The 23,485-nt window shown below is 45.5% G+C and carries 23 protein-coding genes; 7 read left to right on the forward strand and 16 right to left on the reverse strand.

Features of this window, described 5'->3' with window-relative positions:
• Position 1: 1 nt before the first annotated feature.
• The 5 genes from D6029_RS20135 to D6029_RS20155 form a co-directional block, all read right to left on the reverse strand.
• Entirely contained in the window at positions 2 to 847 is an 846-nt protein-coding gene (locus tag D6029_RS20135) for a DMT family transporter (RefSeq protein ID WP_120066469.1), read from the reverse strand.
• 443 nt (positions 848 to 1,290) lie between these two features.
• Entirely contained in the window at positions 1,291 to 2,301 is a 1,011-nt protein-coding gene (locus tag D6029_RS20140; RefSeq protein ID WP_120066470.1) for a DUF1214 domain-containing protein, read from the reverse strand.
• Positions 2,302 to 2,338: 37 nt separating this feature from the next.
• Positions 2,339 to 3,118 carry a hypothetical protein gene (locus D6029_RS20145; RefSeq protein ID WP_120066471.1) on the reverse strand — a complete coding sequence of 260 codons (780 nt, stop codon included), beginning with the start codon at positions 3,116 to 3,118 and terminating at the stop codon, positions 2,339 to 2,341.
• Between the two features lie 95 nt (positions 3,119 to 3,213).
• Positions 3,214 to 4,320, reverse strand: a complete 1,107-nt coding sequence (locus D6029_RS20150) for a DUF1254 domain-containing protein (protein ID WP_120066472.1) — start codon at positions 4,318 to 4,320, stop codon at positions 3,214 to 3,216.
• 59 nt (positions 4,321 to 4,379) lie between these two features.
• Positions 4,380 to 5,462: a DUF1254 domain-containing protein gene (locus D6029_RS20155; RefSeq protein WP_120066473.1), complete on the reverse strand. Its 1,083-nt coding sequence runs from the start codon at positions 5,460 to 5,462 to the stop codon at positions 4,380 to 4,382.
• A 305-nt stretch (positions 5,463 to 5,767) separates the two neighbouring features.
• Between D6029_RS20155 and D6029_RS20160 the strand changes: the two genes are divergently transcribed.
• The gene (locus D6029_RS20160) at positions 5,768 to 6,955 is read left to right on the forward strand and encodes an OmpP1/FadL family transporter (RefSeq protein ID WP_120066474.1); all 1,188 of its coding nucleotides are present in this window, start codon (positions 5,768 to 5,770) and stop codon (positions 6,953 to 6,955) included.
• Between the two features lie 295 nt (positions 6,956 to 7,250).
• Positions 7,251 to 8,759 (forward strand): HNH endonuclease signature motif containing protein, encoded by a 1,509-nt coding sequence (locus tag D6029_RS20165; RefSeq protein ID WP_120066475.1) that lies wholly within the window; start codon positions 7,251 to 7,253, stop codon positions 8,757 to 8,759.
• A gap of 567 nt (positions 8,760 to 9,326) precedes the next feature.
• Here the strand turns inward: D6029_RS20165 and D6029_RS20170 are convergent.
• The 6 genes from D6029_RS20170 to D6029_RS20195 all read right to left on the reverse strand — a co-directional run bounded on the left by D6029_RS20170 (position 9,327) and on the right by D6029_RS20195 (position 13,594).
• Positions 9,327 to 9,725: a hypothetical protein gene (locus D6029_RS20170; RefSeq protein WP_418230279.1), complete on the reverse strand. Its 399-nt coding sequence runs from the start codon at positions 9,723 to 9,725 to the stop codon at positions 9,327 to 9,329.
• Between the two features lie 77 nt (positions 9,726 to 9,802).
• Positions 9,803 to 10,240, reverse strand: coding sequence for a hypothetical protein (locus tag D6029_RS20175; protein WP_120066477.1), 438 nt, complete (start codon positions 10,238 to 10,240; stop codon positions 9,803 to 9,805).
• 50 nt (positions 10,241 to 10,290) lie between these two features.
• A complete protein-coding gene (locus D6029_RS20180; RefSeq protein ID WP_120066478.1) occupies positions 10,291 to 10,827 on the reverse strand; it encodes a DUF4339 domain-containing protein in 537 nt (178 codons plus the stop codon).
• 43 nt (positions 10,828 to 10,870) lie between these two features.
• Entirely contained in the window at positions 10,871 to 11,581 is a 711-nt protein-coding gene (locus D6029_RS20185) for a DeoR family transcriptional regulator (protein WP_120066479.1), read from the reverse strand.
• A 243-nt stretch (positions 11,582 to 11,824) separates the two neighbouring features.
• Positions 11,825 to 12,643 carry a DUF932 domain-containing protein gene (locus tag D6029_RS20190; RefSeq protein ID WP_120066480.1) on the reverse strand — a complete coding sequence of 273 codons (819 nt, stop codon included), beginning with the start codon at positions 12,641 to 12,643 and terminating at the stop codon, positions 11,825 to 11,827.
• 87 nt (positions 12,644 to 12,730) lie between these two features.
• A complete protein-coding gene (locus D6029_RS20195) occupies positions 12,731 to 13,594 on the reverse strand; it encodes a GTPase family protein (RefSeq protein ID WP_120066481.1) in 864 nt (287 codons plus the stop codon).
• 462 nt (positions 13,595 to 14,056) lie between these two features.
• Here D6029_RS20195 and D6029_RS20200 point away from each other — a divergent pair, with 462 nt between their 5' ends.
• The 5 genes from D6029_RS20200 (at position 14,057) to D6029_RS20220 (ending at position 19,100) form a co-directional block, all read left to right on the forward strand.
• Entirely contained in the window at positions 14,057 to 14,656 is a 600-nt protein-coding gene (locus D6029_RS20200) for a TIR domain-containing protein (protein ID WP_120066482.1), read from the forward strand.
• Positions 14,657 to 14,798: 142 nt separating this feature from the next.
• Positions 14,799 to 16,415 (forward strand): CBASS cGAMP-activated phospholipase, encoded by a 1,617-nt coding sequence (locus tag D6029_RS20205; RefSeq protein WP_120066483.1) that lies wholly within the window; start codon positions 14,799 to 14,801, stop codon positions 16,413 to 16,415.
• A gap of 81 nt (positions 16,416 to 16,496) precedes the next feature.
• The gene (locus D6029_RS20210) at positions 16,497 to 17,336 is read left to right on the forward strand and encodes a toll/interleukin-1 receptor domain-containing protein (RefSeq protein WP_244212435.1); all 840 of its coding nucleotides are present in this window, start codon (positions 16,497 to 16,499) and stop codon (positions 17,334 to 17,336) included.
• Between the two features lie 30 nt (positions 17,337 to 17,366).
• The gene (locus D6029_RS20215) at positions 17,367 to 18,509 is read left to right on the forward strand and encodes a toll/interleukin-1 receptor domain-containing protein (RefSeq protein WP_120066484.1); all 1,143 of its coding nucleotides are present in this window, start codon (positions 17,367 to 17,369) and stop codon (positions 18,507 to 18,509) included.
• A gap of 3 nt (positions 18,510 to 18,512) precedes the next feature.
• The gene (locus D6029_RS20220) at positions 18,513 to 19,100 is read left to right on the forward strand and encodes an SLOG domain-containing protein (RefSeq protein ID WP_120066485.1); all 588 of its coding nucleotides are present in this window, start codon (positions 18,513 to 18,515) and stop codon (positions 19,098 to 19,100) included.
• 287 nt (positions 19,101 to 19,387) lie between these two features.
• On the opposite strand, the gene D6029_RS20225 is transcribed toward D6029_RS20220, so the two are convergent.
• The 5 genes from D6029_RS20225 to D6029_RS20245 form a co-directional block, all read right to left on the reverse strand.
• Positions 19,388 to 20,050, reverse strand: coding sequence for an Nmad2 family putative nucleotide modification protein (locus D6029_RS20225; protein WP_120066486.1), 663 nt, complete (start codon positions 20,048 to 20,050; stop codon positions 19,388 to 19,390).
• Entirely contained in the window at positions 20,044 to 20,535 is a 492-nt protein-coding gene (locus D6029_RS20230; RefSeq protein WP_120066487.1) for a TIR domain-containing protein, read from the reverse strand. Before D6029_RS20230 ends, D6029_RS20225 begins: the two co-directional genes overlap by 7 nt.
• A gap of 65 nt (positions 20,536 to 20,600) precedes the next feature.
• On the reverse strand, positions 20,601 to 21,623 hold the full coding sequence (locus D6029_RS20235) for a nucleotide kinase domain-containing protein (protein WP_120066488.1): 1,023 nt from the start codon (positions 21,621 to 21,623) through the stop codon (positions 20,601 to 20,603).
• Positions 21,616 to 22,173, reverse strand: coding sequence for an adenylate kinase (locus D6029_RS20240; protein WP_120066489.1), 558 nt, complete (start codon positions 22,171 to 22,173; stop codon positions 21,616 to 21,618). The genes D6029_RS20235 and D6029_RS20240 overlap by 8 nt, the downstream gene beginning before the upstream one ends.
• Positions 22,170 to 23,255 (reverse strand): thymidylate synthase, encoded by a 1,086-nt coding sequence (locus tag D6029_RS20245; RefSeq protein WP_120066490.1) that lies wholly within the window; start codon positions 23,253 to 23,255, stop codon positions 22,170 to 22,172. The genes D6029_RS20240 and D6029_RS20245 overlap by 4 nt, the downstream gene beginning before the upstream one ends.
• Between the last annotated feature and the right edge of the window lie 230 nt (positions 23,256 to 23,485).

Raw genomic sequence — 23,485 nt, forward strand, 5'->3', positions numbered from 1 at the left:
GTCAGACTGTCGGTTTCTTTTCCTGAGTCACCATCACTATACCAACCAGTACGGCCAGGGCTGAAAATACCATTCGGGAAGTCAACGATTCACCGAGAAACACGACCCCTCCCAGCATGGCAAGGCAAGGGACGCTGAGCTGAAGTGTGCTTGCCGTAATCGAGGCGAGGGAGGGTAAAAGGGTGTACCACAGCACGTAGGCTCCGGCTGATGCGACGGCTCCTGATAGCAATGACAGACTAATTCCCGCGGCATCGTAGTGACCCTCTTTTATAGACAGCACTGAAAGAATGAGCGCCATTGGAACGGCCATAATAAAGTTTGCCGCCGTGGATGCACCCGCGTTTTGTGTCTTCCTCCCCGTTATCGAATATGCAGCCCAGGCTAACCCGGCCACAATCATCAGAACCGCGCTAAAAATGGGGGGCGCTTTAGCTCCGGGTAACAAAAGTATGGCAATGCCCGCTAATGCGAGCATAAGACCGCTTGCTCGCAATACTGACAGTGACTCTCCCTTAAATAATCCGTACATCACCATCGCAAACTGCACGGCACCAAAAAGTAACAACGCCCCGGCGCCCGTATCGAGGTGGATGTAGGCGACTGAAAAGAGAACCGCATATACCATCAGATAGAACCCACTTAATGGACGCCATACGGACAGGGAGGTGCGGGTGTGAAGAAACAGAAAAGGCAGCAGAACCAACGCACCGCTAAGCAAGCGTAAGCTGCTGAAGGAAAAAGGGTCAATATGTCCACCCTTGAGTGCCAACCGGCAAAGAATAGAGTTTGCCGCGAAAGCCAACATGGCCAGACATACTTTCAGGGCGAGTGCAGTTTTAGCCATTCAGTGAATCCTCAGGAAAAAATTTAGCTACCAATTAGTTGGTAGTTTACATTGGATTTTGAAAGATTAGAAAGCACAACTTTCGGTACTCGCATTCTCACGAGAACGTCTAACTTCAGACATCATCGTCGTATATTTCTGACGGCTGAGGGATATTACATCATGCAAAATACGTTGCCGATATTATCATTTCATGGGTTACGTGGTATTTGTCAAAAGGATTTTCTGATCCAAATAAAATGAGAAATTTGGCTGTGTGTACCCAAACTAGTGGTTCCATCCACCTCTTAAGATCTTAGTGTGTACGGATTGTATAACGTCTGCTCCTCGCTCATAGCCGCCGAAAGAGCGCTTAGTGTTAAGAGTCACTCCGACAGAAACACCTGACGCAAAGACCTCGGGAATACACAAAGGCCAGTTTTACCTGGCCCGCGTTCACAATCTTATTTCACTTCGACAGGTGTCGGTACGGTATAAGAACCATTAATGACAGACTCCCCAGGGCGATAAATACGCATTCCCAGATACCAGTTATCTCCAGGAGTAGGTAGCCAGTTTTTCTGCGTACCGCAGACCTTTTCAGGACCATAGTAAATAGTGAATTTGCCATCCGGATCGAATTTAATGGTGCGGTTATTCAGAATAGAATTCTCATCGTGCAGGTATTTATCCGCACCATACATCGTGAAGGAGAAGAAACCACCTTCATTGAAATCTGGTTTGCTGTAGGTAGCTTTGTAGCATTTATCCCCGCTCAGACCAAAATCACGATAGAGGTAAACTGCGTCTTCTGCGGGAAGCAAACCGAGCGCGACAGAGGCGCTAAGACGCAGCATTTTCGGGTCAATTTTACCCCGTGCACCTGCGGTGTCATTGAAGTTAGGTAATTTCGCTGCCTCAGCCTGGTACTGTTTACGCAACGTCATCAGGCTGTCTTTATCCCAGTCTACGGGCGTATAAGACTTAACTTTGGTACCTGCAGGCCATTTAACGGTTATTTCATCCTGTAACTTATGGACATAGTCAATATCCTGCGGATCGCCTGGATTCACCTGAGTGCGCACCACGATTGCCGCAAACTCGGTTTTTGATTTTATCTCAAAAGTACCCGGGCCATAAAAGACCTGATCGGTGAAGTCATCATTCTGCATGATCATTGCCGACTGGTAGCGGCCATCTTTTGATTTTGGCAACGTTACCGTCGTGCCATTCGGAACATAGTAGACGCCAAAGGAGTAAATTGTGTCGCGGTTCATGGTCACTGCAGGTTGCTTATCCAGCGGCATCAGTGTGCGATCATGACGGAATTTATTGCTGCCAACGTCGTTAACCACGTTTTGATAAGAAAGGTCAACTTCGGCACGGGCATAGTTTTCTGGGGTAACTGTTTGAGCAGCGTATGCTGAAGAGCCCATTATCAATGTCGTCATCAGTATGGCATTTACTTTTATCATTATGACCTCTGGTATAAGTGAGTAACACGCTTTCGTATCAATTGAACTGAAGGTTCAGACCGGCAAAAACTTGCCAGCGTGGTTGCCCGGGTCCGCGATCGGCAACGGAGCCTTGTGGCTCAATGAAGAAGTTATAAACCGTCTTGCCCTGTTTTATGACCTGCCCCACGCCCAGCCCCAGAGGGACGCCGTAACTGTCATTCTGGAAGTTATAGTTCCAGATAGGTGCAGATCTCAGATAGGTACCGCCGCCCAGTTGATAGAATACAAAGGGCTGGAAAGCGCCGAGGTTTACGTCACTGCGATCCCCTTCCCCGGCAAAGCTGTGCTGCCATGACGCCAGATAACCGTACTGAATTTTGGGTGAACTGGCATCGAAGAGTACGTTAACCAGCCCAGCTGACCATTTTTCGCTGCCGAGAGAATTTTCCGTCGCGGTTGGTGCAGTAAGCTGAGGTCCGAAGCCAAAACTGATGGCCGGATTGCCTGTATCAATCAGATACGCCGTGAAAAGGTTCAGATCACCCAGCCCGGTCTGATGCCCTCCGTCAGGCGGAGAAGGATAGGTGTTAACGGGAAGAGAAGCACGTAACAACCAGTTGCTTTCTCCCAGAGAAAAAGGCTGGGCGTAGCGAAACCAGAACTGGTTGGCATCTTTGTCCGTTCCGCTGATATCGCCGATATAGTAGTTCTGCATATTGAATGCAGTCATATTTGCCAGAGGGTTATTTGCCTGTGCGGCATCCGGTGCGTGTTCTTCAGCAGCATGTGCGACCAATGGCAGAGAAAGTGCAAAAAGTAGTTTTGTTAGATTCACGGACTATGCCTCACCACGGTAATAAATAATTATCGGCGGTCTAACCTGAGGGAGAGAAATACCGTCGACCTGACGATACTTCTCTTAATAGCAGGTTATTTCTGACTAATGACAGGATGATTCTCCTGCATGTCTTTGGAGAATTTAAGAATATCGTCAACGGAATTTGGCAAGTAGGCACGCATTAATGCGTTCCAGTTCTTCGTAGTCTGGAAATTGTTAATCGCCTTGTCGCCACAGTTGAAATGAAGCGTGTAGCTGCCATCTTTATTCGCTTTGGCATGATGTGAATTAATCACAAATGGGTCAGATTTAACCCAGCCTTCAGCATTGTAAACCGTCAAGGACCAGTAACCATTTTTGTCATACTGAACGGGAAGAGGACGTATGGTGGTCGAGCTACATTGTGCATTCTTCGCGCCTTCATCAGACGGAGCCACTACCCAGTAAAAAGCGTGTTTTGCAGGTAGCCCACCCCAACCGCCAATATTCACTAACTGGTATTGTGGCGTGATAATTTTATCCCCTTTAGAGACAAAACCTTTATAAATCACCGCTTCTTTCGGGCCACGGCGAACAATTTCAGCACGCAGTTTGTTGAAGGAATCAACATCGTATTTCACGTCACTTTTATAGGGTTCAGGCGTGCCACCAAAACTCACTTTCACCATATCCTGCCGCTTATTCAGTTCTGCTATTCCTTTTTCGTCCAGACTCCTGGGCTGAGTGCGCATGAAGAGATAAACAAAACGACCGTGTGTTAAGTCCGACTGTTTAACGGTGACGGTTTGCCCCGGATAAACCACGGCGATAGTGAAATGATCTTCATCGAAAATATGTACGCTCTGATAAAGATCATAAGCAGGAACAGAAACCGTTAATCCTTCTTTAGTATCGAAAACTCCGTACGAATAAATCAGATCGAAATTTGAGCGGATAACCGTCTGATTTTTTAGATCAATACCCTTACGTTCATGGCGGAATTTATTTCCCCCTGACGTTAATGTCTCTGCGGCGAAATATTTGGCTGTTTCGGCTCGGATAAGATTATCCATAGTGACCTTGACACCGTTGGTCGCGGCGAACGAAGGGTTCTGGGCCGTGACTTGTCCGTCAGCCTGTACACCAGTATCGACGGCAAGTACTGCAGAACTGGTTAGCATGGCGACTGCGATTGCTAAAGCGCGTAATGTTGTTTTCATAGGTATCTTCTACAGGGTACGGGGAAGACTGAATGCTCAGTCTTCCTCCTGGGAATGAATTACTTCACCGGCTTTGGTTCAGGAAGTTTATATTTATTGTCCTGAATATCCTGGGTTGGGAAATAAACACGTAAAGCCAGTGTCCAGTTATCCGTTGGCGCAATAAGCAAATTTTGCGCGTCTTTTCCGCAGGTTTGCTCAGTACCATAATACATGGTGAACGTTTTTCCGCCCGAGTCGAGTTTCAGTTCTTTGTTAGAAAGACTGGACCCTTTTTCGTTATGCAGGTAAAGGTCATCACCGTAAATCGTCAGGGAATAAAAACCGAGATCGGGTTTTGCCATTCCCGGAACCTGATAGGTCGCGGTATAGCAGGTATTTTTATCCACCTTATAGGTATTAAATGAGTACCAGGCATCTTTGTCAGGCAGTAATCCCGTGGCCACTGCCGCACCGATATTCACATCCTCTTGCGGATAATCACCACGTGGGCCGGACGTTTTACTGACGCCACGTTTATCTGCGAGCTGGCGATAATGGGCCTGAAGTTTTTTCAGCTCATCTGTGTTCCAGTCAATCATCTTGAACGCTTTTGGCGTGTAGCCGTCCGGGAAGGTGACCTTATATTCATCCTGGATGACATGTGCTTTCTGGATGTCAGCCGGATCGTTTGGATTCACCTGAGTTCGAATATTCAGAACCAGGAAATGAGTCGCTTTGTCAGGGTCAATTTTGTAATCGCCTGCGCCGTAATACACATGTTCAGTGGTGTGATCATGATCCATGACGTGCAGAGAAATATACCGACCATCCCCTTCAGGAACGTGAACTGTCGCACCGTGAGAAGCATCAATAATGGCAAAAGAATAGAGAGTATCGCGGTTCATTAATACCGCAGGCTGCTTATCAATCTCCATCGGCATACGGTGGTGATAAAACGTATTCGTTGCACCATGTTTCACTTCTTCGTTCATCGCCACGTCGAGTTCGGCAAAGGCATAGTTTTCAGGGGTGACACTGACATCCTTTTTCCCGACAAGCGTCGTTTCGAGTTCGCGGACCTTATCAAGACTGATAGCGTCCGCAGCCCATGCATTACTGACACACAAAGCCAGCATACTCAGGCAAAGTACCTTTTTCATAAAATTGCAACCTCCGGGGCTGAGAATGTTATTGAAAATAGTAGTTTAGATTTGAGATTTTACATTTGATATTTCCGCAAAGAGTGAAATAACACGTTAAAGCTGGATGTAAATATGCGGTTTGCCTGGCGATGAATGCCTCTTCGCTAACGCGCTGGAAACAGGGCTAGTGGTTATTTAATCGCTTCAGCTATGTAATCGATATTGCAGGGCTGAACATCGTAACAGTGGATATTTGAATGGCGTAATCTACGCTGTTATTAGCATTAACTATTTGAATAATGACAATAATAATCAGGTGAAAAATGAAAAAACCGATGTTGATTTGTCTCGGTCTGTTTTTCTCGCAGACAATTCATGCGAGCGCGCTCTATTTTTACGAGATTGGTACCGAAGATACGGCTCTTGCGGGAGCGGGGCAGGCCGCGCGTGCTCAGGACGCTTCCACTATAGTGACCAACCCTGCAGGGATGACACGGCTACCGGAGCATATGTTTACCGGCGGATTGCAGGCAATGAATGGTGATGTCTCTTACTCACTTGAGGATGAGACTGGCCGTAAAAGCCCGGGCAATATCATGCAGTTATTTCCTAACGCCAGCGCGTTCTATACCCAAAAGATTAATGACGATCTCTACGCGGGGATTGGGCTCTACGGTAACTATGGGCTAAGCATTGATTTTGGTAACTGGCAGGGGGAGCGCCTGATCAAGAAAAGCACTATGGTTGCCATGACGCTGAGCCCCTCGGTAGCCTATAAACTCAATGACAGGCTCTCCGTGGGCGGATCTGTCAACGCTAACTACGGTTTCCTTTCGCTAACACGTAACGTCGGGGAAAACGATGAAAAACAGCAAGATCACGACTGGGCAATGAGTTATCGTCTCGGCCTGCTGATGGAGCTGACCGATCAAACCCGCGCAGGTATCACCTGGACCAGTCAAACCAAATACAATTTTGATATTGACGGTAAAGTCCGGCTCCCGAACTTGCCCAATGTAGAGTATGACCTGCCCATTTCTGCGCAGGTGAGGGCACCACAGCAAATTATGCTGAGTCTGGTACATGACATAAATAAACAGTGGTCTGTGATGGGGGATCTTGGCTGGCAGGACTGGAGCCAGTTCGGTGCGCCGCAGATAACTGTATCAAGCCGGGATCTCGATAAAAACAGCCGCCTGAAAGACTCCTGGCACACGGCTCTGGGTGCGCAGTTTCGCCCGACGGAGCAGTGGCGTTTAAACGCAGGCGTTGCGTTTGACAGTACGGTTTACGATTCACAGAGTGACGTCGCACTCACGTTACCCACCGGTGACGAGTGGCGTTTCGCTACTGGTGCGCAATACCAAATCACTCAGCAAAGTAACATTGGGGTTGCCGCGTCATATCTGCATATGCAGTCCTCGCACGTACAATCTCCTGCACTTTACAAAGGTAGTTATGATGATCCTTACTTTTGGTTCGTCAACGTAAACTACAGTTATCAGTTCTAATACGTGCTGATGCATTAAGCCTGAATATGCACACTTCTCTAGTTGTAATACGGCAAGTCGTTTGCCGAGCGTTGACGCTCTCACCGTTATTAGTTATGAGTTCTTTATTATTGCCTGATGATTATGGGCTTCTTGATAGCGGCTAAGTCCGCTTCACGCTCTTAGCAGAAGTTATTCCCCTAGTCTTGTCCGTCTAGTGCCAGAAGCGGAAGTTGCTTACATCGTGCGATGTTAGTTTAATGGGAGCAGGTCAATTGAATGATCTCTTCAATGAATTAGATTAAAGGCTTGCAGAATGAACGATATCAGCAAAAAAGCTTCGAGCAAGAAAAGAACCAAGAAAGCCAAACAGAAGTTGCTTACCCCTGAACAAAAAGCATTGCAAGCAGAGCAAGCAGCAAAAAAAGAGCAACTAAGAGAAATTAGATACGCTATCGCTGTCCATGCTATTAACCTTTTTCAGCAATATACAGCACTCCGTAAAAAAGGATTAGATAGTCCCACTGCTACTTTGCAAGCTCATGCTGATTATGAAAAAGTACACGGGCATAAATTCCCTAATTCCATGTGGACAAAAATCAAAACTAAAGCAGGGATTCAGATCTATGATCGTGAAAGGCAAGATACCCGTAAATCGCTTAATCTTGCTAAGATCCCTACCCGCTTAGAGGCTAAACGTAGTGTACTTACACAAAATCAGAAGAAAGTACATAACCAGAATGCAAGTACATTACGTTTAATCGGTGGCAAGAAGCTACCTGTAACATCTATGGGGCTTGTTGTATGTCCTGTCTGCGAGATTCATGTAAAAGATGATGCTATAGAGTGGCATCTACGACACAATCACGTAGGCCATGTAGATAACCCACTTACTAAGCCTGTAGTAGCTCCTGTTGATACTGTCGAAGATACAGATAGCAGAGTTAATAGAACCACTGGTGAAAGATATATTTCATTTTGGGCTGATAAACCAGAAGATACTAAACGTTATTTATTACAAGTTTATCCTAATGCAATCCGTGTAACTCTTCCCTTCATGGGGTTAAAGCTAAATAGCAAATGTATTACTAAATGGTTTGATACTTTAGAAGAAGCTGTAGAAATACGTGATCTATTAATTGGTGATAAAACACTTTCGATTGAATCCCCTACTATTAATGTGAAAATTGATAAGGAAGATAAACGCTATTTCAATAAACAAGTTTATCAAACTGCATTACTAACAATGACACAATCAGAAGCCTGGAAACTCGCCACTGATGAAGAAGCTAGTATGATCTTTTTAAGCGATCGATACATAAGCCCATTAACACCACCGGAACCTAATATTGAAACATCTCTTGTCATGGATGGAGGTGCTATAGCTATTAATGAAGAGCTAACTAAGCCTTTAGAAGCCGCAAATGATACCTGTGCTACAGGGCGTACAGTTGAAGTTACGCACAAAGCCCGTCATGCTGGAGATCAAGCTGATTTCAAACGCCGTGTTTGGGATAACTTCAATGGTAGATGTGCTATCACTGGCTATTCACTGCCAGAAGGGATCTTAGAAGCTGCACATATTGAAGCAATAACAGAAGTGGCGAACAACAACACTTCTAACGGCCTATTACTTGAAGTAAGTCTACACCGAATGTTTGATAAAGGATTGATGGGGATTAACCCAGATGATTTAACGGTTCATTTTGCTATTGATTGTATCCACAAAACTATGTTTGAGGGTAAAACCTTGCAACCGCATCGTGTAGGTCTTGATGCTGATAAGTTGACGGCAAAATGGAAAGAGTTCAATGATAAGAGTTAACATGACTTGTCCGAGTATGCTTGAAGTAAAGCGGATAGCTAAATTTGGCCACTTTAACTGTATTAGTCGCGACTTGATCTGACTCACGGCCTTGAAAGGTTGAGTGTTACTGGTTTTGATATGGGTGTCGAAGCCTTATACAAAATGTAAGTATCCCGGCAATACGAACCATTCACTTTTACAGATATGCCAATGTCCGCTCTTCGCTCTCAGCAGACTTTATAACCAGAAGCGGATACATTTACCTGAAGATAGAAACTAACCACTGCGTTCGTCGTTCGGAACTGCCAGGGCTATCGGTGGATATTAAGCGACAAAAAAAGAAAACCCCGACTGCCGGAGGTAATCAGGGTTATTAATGTCATCAGTGCGGAACCCGCCACCAGTAAAATATGAATGTATTGGTTGAATTTCATATTTTCCGTATTGAAAGTTAGCGTATTTTCTTTTTCTTACTCAGTCGTCGTTAACGACGAAACTGGCTCAGACATCACGCGATTCTTAAATGCAAAAAGCCCCTGTTGCGTGAGCAACAGGGGCTTTGTTTATTTTGTGTCGATAACGGTATCAGTATCCGGTTTTAACTTTGTTCATCAGCAACGTTTTGCTGCCCCGGACAATCTTCACATACAGGCCGTTATCCTTCACGCCACGCACGAATCCGGCCTTCACATCACCCTGACAGTCACCGCCATCATAGGGCACATTAATACCGGTCTGATGTACCAGGTCGATAACACCAAAATTATTATCAGCACAGGCAGTGCCCGGCCAGTCCTGAATCAGGGCAAATTTATGGTCGTCACTGACGGCGGTCAGCGAGCAGACTGAGCTGTTGATATCGTCACCCTGGCACCAGTATGGCTCGCCCGGATTGTCTTTATCCATCAGGTGTTCGGGTAACTGTGCTGCGCTGGCGGCGAAAGCGGTAAGAGACAACACAATGGCGGATAATGAAATAATCATCTTGAACATGGTTTAATCCCTGAATCATCATTGGCGCATGGTTGCGGCAGATTTTGTTGGTGCCAGTCATGGCATGATTAAAAGCGTTTATAGCGGAACAGTTCTTTACCCTGGTACAGCACAACAAGGTCGTCGTAATCCGGCTTTTTATGGTTAGGCATAAAGGTGGCAATAGTTCCGGGACGACACAGGTCTTTTACGGTGACACCGAATTTCTGGTCCGGGGTGATGGTGAAGCCTTTCGACGCCTCATCGCGCATGATAGTTATCCAGCCCCACAGGCCACCCTCACAGTCTTTCCGCGGCGCGGAACGCACGGTCACCATTCCTCCTTTACGGTCAGCAAACATGGCTTCACATTTTCCTGTGACCTGACGGTGCGCATCGCACCAGAAAATATTGCCGCTGTTGTTATTCACCGCAGCGGGTAATACACGGTTATAGGGTGTAGCCTGCACCGTGGCACAGGTCAGGAGACTGCCGGTTATCAGTAGAGTTCGGAACAGTTGTTTCATGATAATTTCCTTAAAAGAGAAGCCGCCGGTTGAAGGCTGGTGGGAATATGTCACGCCACCAGCGTAAGGAGCAGCATGACAAGCCAGACCCAGAAATAAGCCGGTTTCTGCCCCAATGATTTTGCCCGTCGCCACAGATAGAACGGCACCAGCCACGCCATTTTTCCGAAGGCTGCCGTATCCACTCCGGCTTTACGCAGGCGTCTTTCATCCAGGTAGCTCAGGGCGATATTGAGCAGTAATGTAATAAACCAGTACTGCCCACCCGATACGGCTTCATAGGCCTCCTCAAAATCCATACCGTTCAATCCCGCCGTCCACAGTTCAAGCGCGTAGCCAATGAATGGGGCAAAAGCCAGTGTCCAGACAACACCACCTGGAATGCGGTGCCCCGGCAGTGCCGGTGGTGTGATGCACTGCGCCAGCGCGGCCGTCAGCGGGGTGGTAGATAAGGGCTGCCAGTCTGTCATCCCTGGCTTCCATACCAGTGTGGAGGCGGTAAGCTCACCGCGTTTAACACGCTCCGTCATTTCTTCTTCGGTGACACCGTCGTGACGGATACCATTTTTCTCATAATGCCAGTTCATGATTCTCCTTATCTCTGAAATACCGGCAAAGGCCGGAGGTTGATTAAGCAGCACTGCCCGCTGAACTTCTGTCAGGAGAGGTCAGTAATAGGGCTTCGCGAATGAAACTAAAGTGAGGAAGTGCGTGGATGAAAGCAGGCTGACTGGTCAACTGGCTGATGGTTTTTCTGGGTGTAAAAGTGGTGTTCAGCACAGTGACGCCGTGAATGTCCGTCAGCGGATGGACCGTGATATGCCCCCGAAACTCACCGGCCAGATACCAGCAGCCTGACTGCGAAATCAGCCGGTACGGAGCCAGGCTCTCGCAGCGTTGCCCCTCGGCCAGCAGCGTCACCCGCTTGCGGGAGGTAATGGCGGTTACCAGTCGGTAAAACACCAGTGAGCCGGAAGGACTCACCCCGTGTGGCAGTTGCCATACCAGACAGGGTGCATCATCCGACGCCAGCAGGGCACTGACCAGTCTGCGGTCAAAGCCCGGAAAGACATCAGCGAGACCGGTGCGGTGAGCAAAAGTCAGCACATCCAGTTCACCCTGCGCACTGTTACCTCCGGTACGCAGGCGACAGAGACCCTGACGGTACTCCAGGTCCAGGTACATGAGCCTTTCACGAAAATCCCGCCGCAGGGTGCGAACCGAGACCCCGAACTCGACGGCAAGCTTCGTCACGCTCAGGGTTTCGCCAGCGACCAGGCGACCAATGATGAGTGACAGTCTGACCGCCAGCCGGTCATGGCGACGTTCTGCCTGTGTCATGGAACATTCTCCGTGAAGGATTAACTGACTGAAATTAATGTGATTACTTTACAGAGGGGGGTGGACAGGGAATGGACACTGCGGGAACTATTTTTTGCATCTGCCTCATACGAGAGCAGGCGCGCCCCTCAGCGGTGTCAGGTCGTTCTATAAACAATCCTTGAGAGGGAAAACGGACAGGTGGTGTCCATAGTTAACGAGGTGGTAACAATACCAGTGCTGCAGACAGTCGAATTCTCCCCGTTACAACTGCTCCAGCAGGGTTTCCGCCATCACCCACAGAGCTCTATTAAGCTTCACATCACCATCTATGCCGCGTACAGCGCGGGTATGGGTTCGTCCACCTTTTGCACTACGACCACTTAGCCCTCCCTTAATAAGGTTCTCCTGAATGCGCTGATAGGTGGTCCACAGGTCATCGCTGTAATCTTCATAACGTCGTGGTGTCAGGACTTGTGCCGGGGTCACTGGCTGGTGGTCTTCGCCAAACCGATAAGTAATCGCCGCTTTCGCCAGTGCCTGTCGGGTTGGTGGTGGAAGCATCAGCGACTGCATGGCATCACGCTTTTCCTCCACCCGGTCAAAAATCCCCAGTACTTCATACGCCCCTTCTATCACCTGACTCACCACGTCTCCTTTATGCGGAACACGTACCTCGCCAAAGGTCTCACCGCAAATCAGCCCGTTCTGGCAAACCTGGCGAAACAGCCCCGGCAACATCTGGTACGAACTGGAGCCATCGTGCGAATTGAGCAGAATGATTTCTGGCACCTGCTTGCCAGTAATCTGGCCCTCACGGCGCAGGCGCAGCATGTGTTTGGTATGTTCACGACGCTCTGGGTCGCGTACCCGGGTCTGACAGGCAAAGAATGGCTGAAAGCCTTCGCGTTGCAGGCTCTTGAGCAGAGTAATAGTCGGAATGTAGGTGTATCGCTCACTGCGTGAAGCGTGTTTGTATTCGCTGAAGACACTGGGTACCGTGCGAAACAGCTCTTCATGAGTTAACGGGCGGTCACGACGGATAATATTTGCTGCGCCAAAGCGCGAAGCCAGACGGGTCATAAGCAGACTCCTTACGGAAATTAAATAAAGAAAAGCCCCGTCGCACAGGCGACAGGGCTCAGAGAATGGCAAAGAATTGAAGAAAATTCAGAAGAAGAAACTCCAGACGGTACGGGCGACAGATACTACCGTATCGCGTACAGTTTGAATGATGGTCCGAACCGGGGGCGGTATCAGCGGCATGGAACTTACCGTATCCAGTAATGTACCTACCGTTTCACCAAAATCATCGCGGGCTTTTTTATTAACGGCATCGGTACGAAGCGGCGCACTGAGTTGTACCGCCACGGGGCTACTGGCCTCACGGGGAAGGCTGCGAATCATCCGCTCTGCCATCACCCGTAGCCCCCACTGCAGACGGACCGACACGGCACACACCGGATGCACGGGCTGGAACAACTCATGTAATAGGCAGATTTTACGGCTCATGTTTTGTTTCTGTTCTGTGGATAATCGTTCTCCTCTGCTGGTGGGCTCAGCCTTGTCCGACTGGCTGATAACAAACAGCACCTTATGCCGGTATGCCTCGCCAATCACCTTGTGATAAAAGTGCTCATCCACTGACAGCGCCCGGTCATCAGCCTTGATCAACCACAGTACCAAGTCGAGGCGAGGAAGCTGTTCACGGTAAAGAGCAGCATATTCGGTATCACGTGCGCCACTTTCCCCGACACCAGGCAAATCCACCAGTGTCATAAACCGCCCTCCAACCTGAAAACGAAAACGCAGTGGCTCACGGGTACAGGCTGCTACATCGCTGACCGGCGATACCTCACCGGCAAACAGAGCATTGCACAGACTGGATTTACCAGCCCCGGTTTTGCCCATAATGCCGATCATTGGTTCATAACTGGTTAACTGGCTTACCTGGTGCAAAATGCGTTCAGACACCCATTGCGGTAAGCCAGAAAGTGAGTTCTGCAGCGGCTGCAGGCCTTTAGAATTGTTCATCACTACTCCTCTGAAAAATAAAACTAAAACGGCAGAACCGTGAGGTTCTGCCGTTAATCAGGTATGTTCAGTTGAATGATATATATCTGAATATTTTTACAATTCTAATAGGCATTTCTGTGCCAACAGCGGAAGTTACTAACAAAGTTGAGTCAATGTGTAGGGAACAAGTCAGCCGAGTTACATTTTCATTTCAGAGCGCTCTGAATCGCCTCGGATTGCCATCGCATGTGCCCCTTCAAATCTCGCAACTCCGCAAGAATACACATTAAATTGCAAGCTATTCGACATTATTACATGCCGGAGTTATGTCGCAGGAGCATGGATAGTGATACCTTACGAACATTAAGTCTTTGTCGATGTAGATCAGCATCCTTACGGTGCCTCACGGTATTTTTAGTGGTCGCCGTCAACGGATGCTGGGATCACGTAGATAGAAAATAATACGAAAGGAAGCAAATCATGCCGAGAAAAACATTCTTTTCTTTTCACTATCAAGAAGATGCATGGCGCGCGTGGAATGTCAGAAACAGCTGGGTTGTGGGGAAAGATAAAGAATCAGTGGGATTCTATGATGCTAGCGTTTTCGAAGCATCACAGAAGGAAAGCGACAACGCCCTAAAAAATTTTCTACGCGACGGGCTAAAAAATACTTCAGTTACGTGTGTTTTAGCTGGTCAGTACACTGCTAGCAGGCGTTGGGTTCGATACGAAATTGTACGCAGCGTTTTGAAAGGAAATGGTCTGCTGACAGTTGACATTCATGGCGTAAAAAACAATTCGAATATTTTGGGGAAAAAAGGAATCGATCCACTTTCCGAAGTCGGAGTTTACTGTTCGAACGGACAAATTTACTTTGCTGAAATTAAAAGCGGTAAATGGGTAAAATACGAGGACTACACTTTGGCTATTCCTGCATCCGATCTGTGGTTTACAGCCCCCACTACCTTGGGCGTAACAAAAATTTCAGACCATGCCCTGAGATACGATTACGCAGCTCAGAACGGCAGAGAAAACATACCTGGATGGATTGAAACAGCTGCTGGACTTGCTGGTCGCTAGTCAACGTGAGCTCCTACGTTTGTACGTTTTCATGATTCTGGGGAGCTCTAGGTGAACGGACTGATATGCGACGCCGTATCCTGACTAAGCTATTCGGCTTTGAGCGGACAATCATGCCTCTAGACAAATATGGGTACTTAGAATGGCAGTTAAACAACGCCTGGCGGGCGTGCGAATCCACCTCTCGGGCTCGAACAAAGAGCAAAACGAAGATATTGAACGTTTTGTGAGCAAATTTGCAGCAAAAATCTTCACCGAAGGGGGAACGATAGTACATGGCAGTCACCCTTCGTTTAACGCTCCTCTAAAAAAGGCAGCCGAAGGTTTTATTGATGCTGGTGGGGACAAAGGTGCGCTCACTCTGGTACGAGCAAAAAGCTTCGCTACAGATCAGTATGCTGCTGAAATCGATGATCAACGAATGTATGCGGCTGTCGAGATAGTTCCGGCAGAGTCCGAAGATGGAAATCCGACAAGTGGTTTGACACCCATGCGCGATTGGATGGCCGATCGCTCAGATGCGATTGTCTGTGTCGGTGGCGCCTGGTGGGATGTCAATAAAGCGAATGCGGGTGTGCCCAATGAACTAGACACCATGCTGGAGCTTGGAAAGCCTGGGTTCGTCGCAGCCGGGTTTGGCGGCGCGATTACTGGCTATCTCAATGAAGAGCCTTCGCTAATAAGACGCCTAAAAAACGGACTGGGTCAAGAGGCTAACGAGGTCATTGCGCGTGGCACTAATGTTGATTCGGTTGTCGATCTGATTGTCGAGCAACTCAAAAATTTGCCCCTCTCACGAAGGAACGTAACTCGAGGCCGAAATTTCCGAATTTTGGCTTTAGACGGTGGCGGACTGAGGGGCACATTTACTGCAGCTGTGCTGGCCAAGTGGGACGATATGCTCAAAGCCGGCGGCGGTAATGGCATCATCTCCCATTTCGATCTAGTTGCAGGTACATCGACTGGCGCTATCCTTGCCATCGGTCTAGCCCTTGGCCTGAACCCAAGTGAAATTCTGGCTTTTTACGAAGAAAAGGGCCCCCAAATTTTTCCTAAGGATCGAAAGCTGAGACATTGGCTCAAATCCAAACATGATTCAACCACCTTGCGACAGCTACTTATAGAGGTGTACGGCGAAAAGACACTGGCTGCAGATTCATGCTGTCGCCTGGTCATACCTACTGTAAGAGCGAAACAGGGACAAGCAGAGGCGATAGTAACGCCTCACAGTCCAGATCGTACTGCGTATCGCGATATCTCTGCCGTCGATGCGGCCCTGGCTTCGTCAGCAGCACCAACATTCTTCGACGAGTCGACATGGGAGGGACCAATCGCCCTCGAAACGTTCCTTGACGGGGGAGTTTGGGCAAACAATCCTATTTTGCCTGCGCTTGCGGAAGCTGTCAGATACCTAAAAATTCCACTGGATCGTATCGATGTGCTGAGCATTGGAACACTCAGCAGTGAAAGCGATTTTACTGACCAATTGGGGAAGGGCAAAGCTGGATGGGCACCTCATAGCGCTGACCTGTTTTTTGCTGCACAGGAGCACGGTGCACTCGCACTTGCTGAAAGTTTCCTGGGACCCACTCGTCATTTGCGCATCAACCAACAAACCCCTGTCGAAATCAAGCTTGATGACAGAGAGGCAATTCAGGAAATGGCTGCGCGTGGGAATGAAGCAGGAAAAGAACACTTTGCAGAAGTGCGCTCAAGGTTTTTTGATGGTCGTCATGCCGATGAATGGGAGCGTTTTTAACCGGCACTTTGCGAGAAATCAGTTCACATAATCCTAAGCTCCTTTAAATAAATGAGGGTTGTATGTTCCTGGACTTGAAAATTGAAAATGTCGTTGCGTCCAATTCAGAATGGAGTGATTCTGACGTCGCATCCTACAAAGCGAAAAAAAAACAACATTGCCATCAGGCTTGAAGAGTACCTGCTGAATGGTAACAACCTGCTGGATGCAGAGAAAATCCAGCAAAGCGTATTCCCAGAGACGGAGATTGACGTATTCATTTCCCACTCACATAACGATGAAGAGCAGGCTATCCGTATTGCTTTAAGCCTAGAAAAAATTGGCCTGAAGCCTTTCGTCGATTCATGCGTTTGGGGCTACGCTGATGAGTTGCTTCAGAAGATTGATAACAATTTCTGTATCCCTTCAGGTTGGGAAAATTATAGCTACGCACTGAGGAACAGAACGACAACTAATGTTCACCTAATCTTAAACGCAGCGCTCCAGCAGATGATCCATCGCTCTGAGCTTTTCGTTTTCTTAGGCACGGAAAGTTCGATCAAAATTGATGAATACATGTCGGATACGGAGCGACTTTCCTCTCCCTGGATTTTCTCCGAACTTATGTTTGCACGAAATGTGAAACGAACAGAGCGCAAGCAACTCGAATACGGGATGGGTATGGAGGGTTATCGGAAAATAGAAGAAGCCGCGTTTGATAGTAAACACGTTGAGTTTAGATACTTACTCCCTCAATCCACTTACTCAATGGATTATGAACAGTTTATGAAGTGGCTAAGCTCCTACACCCTGCCGGATGACTCCGATTTCATTAGGAGGATCAGCGGGCTCCATCATGTTGATAAGCTTTATATGGAACTGGGGGTCGATGAGAAGCTACTAGAGGCACCCCGGATACAGCTGAGAAACTACACCGTTTGACGATAACTGTAATTGAATAAAAGGGCAACCATGCTTCCTATCTATCAGCTTGCTGTTATAGGCTCCCCTTCAGACGAGCAACTGCGCGATTTGGAGGATGCGGTTAAAACTGCAGTGGAGATGTACGGGCTACGACTCGGTCAGGAGATCAGTTGGGAAATAGCTCCTGATATGTTTACACCAAATCAGTTACGATCGAGCGCGGTTGTCTTTTTTGGAGGAGAGGGCGTAGATCACCCAAGTTTACCGGGCTTGCTTCGCAGCGGTACTCCTGTAATTCCAATTGTATCCGATCTACGACATGTATCTGCGGAGATTCCTGAGCTGCTGCGACCGCTGAACTGTCTGGCCTACGCAAATGGTGGTGCTAAGCGTGTCTCGATAGCTCTTCTTGAATGCGCTGGATTGCTTCCGAAACAACGAAGGGTCTTCGTAAGCTACCGTCGGGATGAAGCCAGAGTTGCCGCGCTCCAGATGTTCGATGCTCTATCAGAACGCCATTTCGACGTATTCCTTGACACTCATAGTATTGCGCCAGCAGAAGATTTTCAGACCATGTTGTGGCATAGACTCTGCGATTCTGACGTGCTGTTGATGCTAGATACTCCTGACTATTTTAATAGTCGTTGGACATCAGCTGAGTTTGGGAGGGCTCTCGCGAAAGGTATCAGTGTTCTTCGAGTCGCTTGGCCTGAAACGAAGCAGTCTCGTGGATTGGGTACCGCAAGCCTTGCTGAGTTAGCTGAAGGCGAGTTGGACGGCGGAACAGGACGTATCGAGAATTCCGCTATCGACCGAATTTGTCTACAACTTGAGGCGGTGCGCAGCAAAAGTCATGCTGTGAGGACTATCAACCTAGTCAGCAATTTGCGCATTGGAATTGAGGCAATAGGTGGTGAAGTCATTGGTATGGGAGTGGGGCGGGAAATCAAAGTTCGTCTGCCCACAGGGCGAATTATAGTGGTCTACCCGACGGTCGGGGTCCCGACGTCATCAACCATGCATCAAGCCTCAATGAACTATCCAGATGAATCAGTTGCTATACTGTATGACCATGTGGGGCTACATCCTCAGTGGCTGAATCATATGGATTGGCTCGGCTCGCACATCCAGGCAACGAAGTGGGTGAAAGCATGCGAGGCCGGCTGGCAGTTTGCAGATTGGGAGGTTTAAAAAGTGGATTCTATTTTTCTCTCAGCAAGCGTCCCGGTCAATGGGCGAGGTGATTATTACGAAACTGCTGATCCGTTCCTGATTCAGTGTGCTGTACGTGAGTTTGCCATCGCGGTCGTAAGAAAAATGAAAATCGTATGGGGGGGGCACCCTGCCATAACACCCATGATCTGGAGCATTTGCGAAGATCTGGGCGTCGATTACACACGCTCCGTTACATTGTACCAGAGCCGATTTTTCGAAGGCCAGTATCCTGAAGAAAATGAGCGATTCGACAATGTCGTTTACACCGATGCAGTGCCTGATGATCTAGCCGGCAGCCTACATCTTATGCGGCAGGAAATGTTGTCTCGATGTGACTTAGTTGGCGCAGTCTTTGTAGGGGGTATGGAGGGAGTTCAGGTTGAGTATGAGCTCTTTAAGCAATTTCATCCTGACGCAATAATTCTACCGGTCGCCGCCCCTGGAGGCGCAGCACTGAGCCTTGCAAGGGATCATGGCTACTTAGATGGAGGCCGTCTGGAAGACGTGGATTTCGCATCTTTATTCGATCGTTATCTAATCAAACCGCTATGCTCTCAAGCCAATTGACAAGTCATGAGGTATCATTGGAGTTGATCGGCTACGCTCCCGTGGGTATAGGAAGAGGTCGTTAGGGGGCAGGAAAAGGCGTTGCCCCTATTCGAATTAACCGTCTTTTTGATAGGATAGCTACCAGAAATGCCAAGTCAAAATCATAATGCAAAGCCCTATTTAATCGAATTGCATGGCAAGTTTCATTGTAGAATCTTGAATTACTAAACATTGCAAGATTGCCAGTTTCTGAATGAAAGTTGAGGATTATTAAATAATATCCAGAGTTATAGTGTGAGTGCTTATTAATAGAGCTCACCAGTTCCCTGATCTACACGTTTATAGAAATCAGAGAACTGGCATGGATCAGATATAACTATATTTTTATCACTATGAAACTCAGCGTCTATTTTTTTAATAAGATCATTTGCAGGGATAGAGTGATCTAAGGAAAGCTTTATATAATCTCTAATTCTGTGATAGCCAATTGAGTCTAAGTCTACATCAACGGCTTTATCACCAAAATAATAAAAATGTCTTGAAATCAACACCTGGTCAGTACGAGTATCACGTTCAAGATTTGTCATATTGAATGAGCCATCAGCATTGCTATGATGTGAATCTTCTTGAATCCAATCATTATTGTCGTCCTGATGATAGATATTATCCCCCAAAATCTGCACATGACTACCATTTCTCGCTGGTTTTTTGATGGCAAATCTATTGTCTTCCCAATAATCATTAAAACTTATTTTCTCAGTCACCTTCATTAGTAGAATACACTTTTTTTTAACAGATTTTAAATTAGCCCCGCCAATCCCCAGAATCCAATCGCCAATGTTAGCAGCCTTTCTAATTCTAGGTTTGCATGTTGCTAAGGTACAAATTCCATGAAATGGGTTAGGTGCAAAACCAAAGTCTCGTGTTATTGAATAGGCATAAAGATAAGAGTTGTTTTCTATTAACATACTACATTTCCCCCTTGTACTTTATCCCTATCAGTACCATCAGGTTTTTGAAAACTTGTTTTACCCTCAAGTGCACTGATAATTGCATCGCTTCTCCAGGAAACGATAGATGTTGCATATTTTTCAAGGTTTTCAGGTAGTTTTACATCATCTTTCAAACCATTTTCATAGACACCTATAATAGGTTTGCCAAGCTGATGAGCTGCTTGAATTTCCCAATTCACCCATGCTCTTGTGTGTGTTTCTTTCCCGATAACTACTATAACTTGACCAGCCCATCTCATTTTCATCCTGAGCAAACGAGCTATGGTTCTATCACTAATCTTTTTTTCATCAGCACGTCTCTGATTTTCAGGTTTCATTCTGACAGAGCTATTTCGTAGGTGATAACCTTTTGCTGCAGCTAACCGCGAAACTCCATCGACACTGGCGTCATCTTTGTGATGATGACTAACAAAAACATTTTTCTTAATTTCTTTAGGCATTTTCAAATCCTTTCTGAACCATTGAAGTTATCAGTTATCAGTTATCAGTTATCAGTTATCAGTTATCAAAATAGCCTCATGTTATTTTGATAATGATATTTTTGCTTTGGCCTTTTGCCTCCAAACTTTGTTCTACATCTTTTATCTATTTCGCAGGCGCCACTATTTTCCATATCCATTAGCGTATATATTCTTTCTTCTTCAGGCAAAAAGTGAAATATTTTATCCATTTCCCACTCTTCATTATATTTTTCTGCAATATTGCTTTGGTTTATAGTGAACCAAAATAAACATTCTTCGCTATTCATTCCTCCTCTATCAGAAAAAATCCAATTAATCCCTCTTTCACAGCCAGGCCCCGAAATAACAAAGTTCATTTCTGTAAATGGAAAGTCAACTATGTATGTTAAATCCACAAATATTTGATAAGCAAGAAAATCGCCAATCCCAGCGAATGATTTAAGATGATTGAATACTTCTAACTGATTTGCCGCAGATTTTACTCCCTTTACTATTTTATCTTGGTTATAAAAAACAAACTTGATCATCCTGATAATCATGTTCATTTCCGTTTTATGCTCTTTATCTTCTAAAAATCTTCCAAAATTAACTTTTGGTCCGCCAAGTATATACGCGGCGCTAAAAAAAACATACTTTGGATTCTTTATTGACATATCATGAGTTTTTTCTCTAATTGTATGATCAATATCAATTACTGTCATTCTCGAAAAATCAAAAGGAGCATTAATTTCATGTAAGGTCTCACTTTTGTTTATTACCCTAAAGAGAAATGAATTGAGTATTTTGTTTTCGTAACTCACATTGCTATTGTTAATTACATTAGCCAATAGCCATTTTGTTTCTCTATCCCATGTTCTCTTGGTATTAACGAATTTATAGCTCCTCAAAATTTCATCATCTGTCCAATAAGGTGGGTGTTTAAGTATTTCCTTCTTGTAATATATAGAGGTTCTTTCTCGTTGATGATAAAACCATTCTCTTATAACATCTTCATTCAATATTGGTTTGGCGGTTTTTATTTTAATGTCACTAACATTACAAAATAGTTGATCGTTTTTATTATCCATTAGATAGTTCCTCTTCAAAGAAAAATTTAAAACTATCTATCCCGCTTGTATTGTTATGAAAGTGATAATCGGCCTTTTCTTTATTCTCAATTACATGATTATCAATTTCATATTTTTTATAATCATTTGCTTCCCTTTCTATATAGATTACAGTGAAATGATTATCCTTACACCATATGAACTCTTCATTAGATCTTATATCAGTAATTATTATTCTTCTTTCATTACCCTTACTATTTGACTTTAAAAGGTTTAACTCTTCTGATAGCATTCTAATAAATATCTTATCTTCAATCTCTCTTAACTTATTTAGGCTTAACCATATATCTCTTGGGGAACAACTGATTAGTTCACCAGTCGATAAGGAAATATTTAGTGGGAGTGTTTTTTCTTCAGAAGGATAATCTTTTTCGAACCATGGGTAAATGTAATGCGCTAATTTTTTCAGTTGATCACTAAATGATAATCGTGTAAAGCCATGATTATATATCAGATAATTTGCGAGGAAATCTTTCCCACTACCTGATATACCCATGAAAGCAATTTTCATAGATTTCCCTTGTTGGATTTATTAAAGTAGTTTGAATTTACGCTTAAACTGAACTCATAACTTAATTTTGTGCTCAATGCTATTGGCTCATCAAATCTAACTTGATATATATATGATAAAGCAGCTTCTGCATATCCCCATAATAGATTGTTTTCTATTTTCACAGAGTGTTTATCGAATATATTTTTTAGCTTAGTAACTTCCTGAGTAAAAGTTTTAACGTTATGCGGTGAGCCTGTTATCTTTGAATCAAGAAATGAGACTATTTCACAGAATAACATTTTTATACCAAGTAATGATGATGGGAATGAAATTTCATCATTATTGACTAAATCGGTTATTTGTATTTCCTTACAGTTAAAAATATCTCTAGCTTGCTCAATCCTATCTTCATAAATATGCAGATTTGTTATTGAATGATGCAAATACCCTAGTTTGATTTGACTATCAACTTCTCGCTGTAATATAGATAGCACAATCTCCTGGAGTAAACTAAATTCAAAAATATTAATATTGCTTACACCGAATATTAAATCCCCACTTCTTTGGATTATTTTAATATTTAGTTTCTTATCCGGAGTGATAAAGAAATGAATTAAATTATTACAGGGTATGTCAACGCTATTCTCTAAGTTGTATTTCTTTCTAAGACTGTCATTAGTGTCTCTATCAGGCATGTATAAACTGATAACGGCTCGCCTAGTAAAAATTCCGTCATTTTTGAATTGTTGTACAACGTTCTCTAGTTGCCCATGAGCGTAAAGCCTTTCTCCATAAGCAGCTCGCCAAATGATCCCATCATCTGAATATTTAGGAGCTCTTGGCAGAAAAAAAGTTAAATATGGATGAATCCGATTATCCCCTGCAAAAACCCACATTGCCTCAGCGAAAGTTGAGAATATGTTGTTTTTTCGACCGACTAAACTTAAATGCCTTGATCTTGGATTCTGCAGGATCATACTAACATCATAGATAGTTATAGCATTCCCATTCCTAGTCGGTATGTTGACACCCTCAAAGAGCACTTTTTCTATGACCTTCATCATTAGATCGTTAATAGTATCTCCGTAGATGGTGTGCATAAACCAAACCTCATGCTATGTAAGTACAATCCATTAATTGATAAATTGTGTTTGACTTTTGATATAAATTTTTACTCCCACTGCATCAGTGATGCCAAGATGAGAATAATCCCATTTTCTGTTAAGAATGGACTCGAATTCGCTAGCCAAGTGAGTGTCATAGTCAGCAAGTCATAACCGCGCTCCAAGCTACCGCCCTCAGCTGCATAAGCACTGCATGTGTATAGGGG

The organism is Buttiauxella izardii, from assembly GCF_003601925.1.
Classification (GTDB): Bacteria; Pseudomonadota; Gammaproteobacteria; order Enterobacterales; family Enterobacteriaceae; genus Buttiauxella; species Buttiauxella izardii.

Bases quoted from the DNA above. Each gene is read 5' to 3' on its own strand.
- D6029_RS20135 (WP_120066469.1), bottom strand. From the start codon at position 847: ATGGCTAAAACTGCACTCGCCCTGAAAGTATGTCTGGCCATGTTGGCT.
- D6029_RS20140 (WP_120066470.1), bottom strand. From the start codon at position 2,301: ATGATAAAAGTAAATGCCATACTGATGACGACATTGATAATGGGCTCT.
- D6029_RS20150 (WP_120066472.1), bottom strand. From the start codon at position 4,320: ATGAAAACAACATTACGCGCTTTAGCAATCGCAGTCGCCATGCTAACC.
- D6029_RS20155 (WP_120066473.1), bottom strand. From the start codon at position 5,462: ATGAAAAAGGTACTTTGCCTGAGTATGCTGGCTTTGTGTGTCAGTAAT.
- D6029_RS20160 (WP_120066474.1), top strand. From the start codon at position 5,768: ATGAAAAAACCGATGTTGATTTGTCTCGGTCTGTTTTTCTCGCAGACA.
- D6029_RS20165 (WP_120066475.1), top strand. From the start codon at position 7,251: ATGAACGATATCAGCAAAAAAGCTTCGAGCAAGAAAAGAACCAAGAAA.
- D6029_RS20170 (WP_418230279.1), bottom strand. From the start codon at position 9,725: ATGATTATTTCATTATCCGCCATTGTGTTGTCTCTTACCGCTTTCGCC.
- D6029_RS20175 (WP_120066477.1), bottom strand. From the start codon at position 10,240: ATGAAACAACTGTTCCGAACTCTACTGATAACCGGCAGTCTCCTGACC.
- D6029_RS20180 (WP_120066478.1), bottom strand. From the start codon at position 10,827: ATGAACTGGCATTATGAGAAAAATGGTATCCGTCACGACGGTGTCACC.
- D6029_RS20185 (WP_120066479.1), bottom strand. From the start codon at position 11,581: ATGACACAGGCAGAACGTCGCCATGACCGGCTGGCGGTCAGACTGTCA.
- D6029_RS20190 (WP_120066480.1), bottom strand. From the start codon at position 12,643: ATGACCCGTCTGGCTTCGCGCTTTGGCGCAGCAAATATTATCCGTCGT.
- D6029_RS20195 (WP_120066481.1), bottom strand. From the start codon at position 13,594: ATGAACAATTCTAAAGGCCTGCAGCCGCTGCAGAACTCACTTTCTGGC.
- D6029_RS20200 (WP_120066482.1), top strand. From the start codon at position 14,057: ATGCCGAGAAAAACATTCTTTTCTTTTCACTATCAAGAAGATGCATGG.
- D6029_RS20205 (WP_120066483.1), top strand. From the start codon at position 14,799: ATGGCAGTTAAACAACGCCTGGCGGGCGTGCGAATCCACCTCTCGGGC.
- D6029_RS20215 (WP_120066484.1), top strand. From the start codon at position 17,367: ATGCTTCCTATCTATCAGCTTGCTGTTATAGGCTCCCCTTCAGACGAG.
- D6029_RS20225 (WP_120066486.1), bottom strand. From the start codon at position 20,050: ATGTTAATAGAAAACAACTCTTATCTTTATGCCTATTCAATAACACGA.
- D6029_RS20230 (WP_120066487.1), bottom strand. From the start codon at position 20,535: ATGCCTAAAGAAATTAAGAAAAATGTTTTTGTTAGTCATCATCACAAA.
- D6029_RS20235 (WP_120066488.1), bottom strand. From the start codon at position 21,623: ATGGATAATAAAAACGATCAACTATTTTGTAATGTTAGTGACATTAAA.
- D6029_RS20240 (WP_120066489.1), bottom strand. From the start codon at position 22,173: ATGAAAATTGCTTTCATGGGTATATCAGGTAGTGGGAAAGATTTCCTC.
- D6029_RS20245 (WP_120066490.1), bottom strand. From the start codon at position 23,255: ATGCACACCATCTACGGAGATACTATTAACGATCTAATGATGAAGGTC.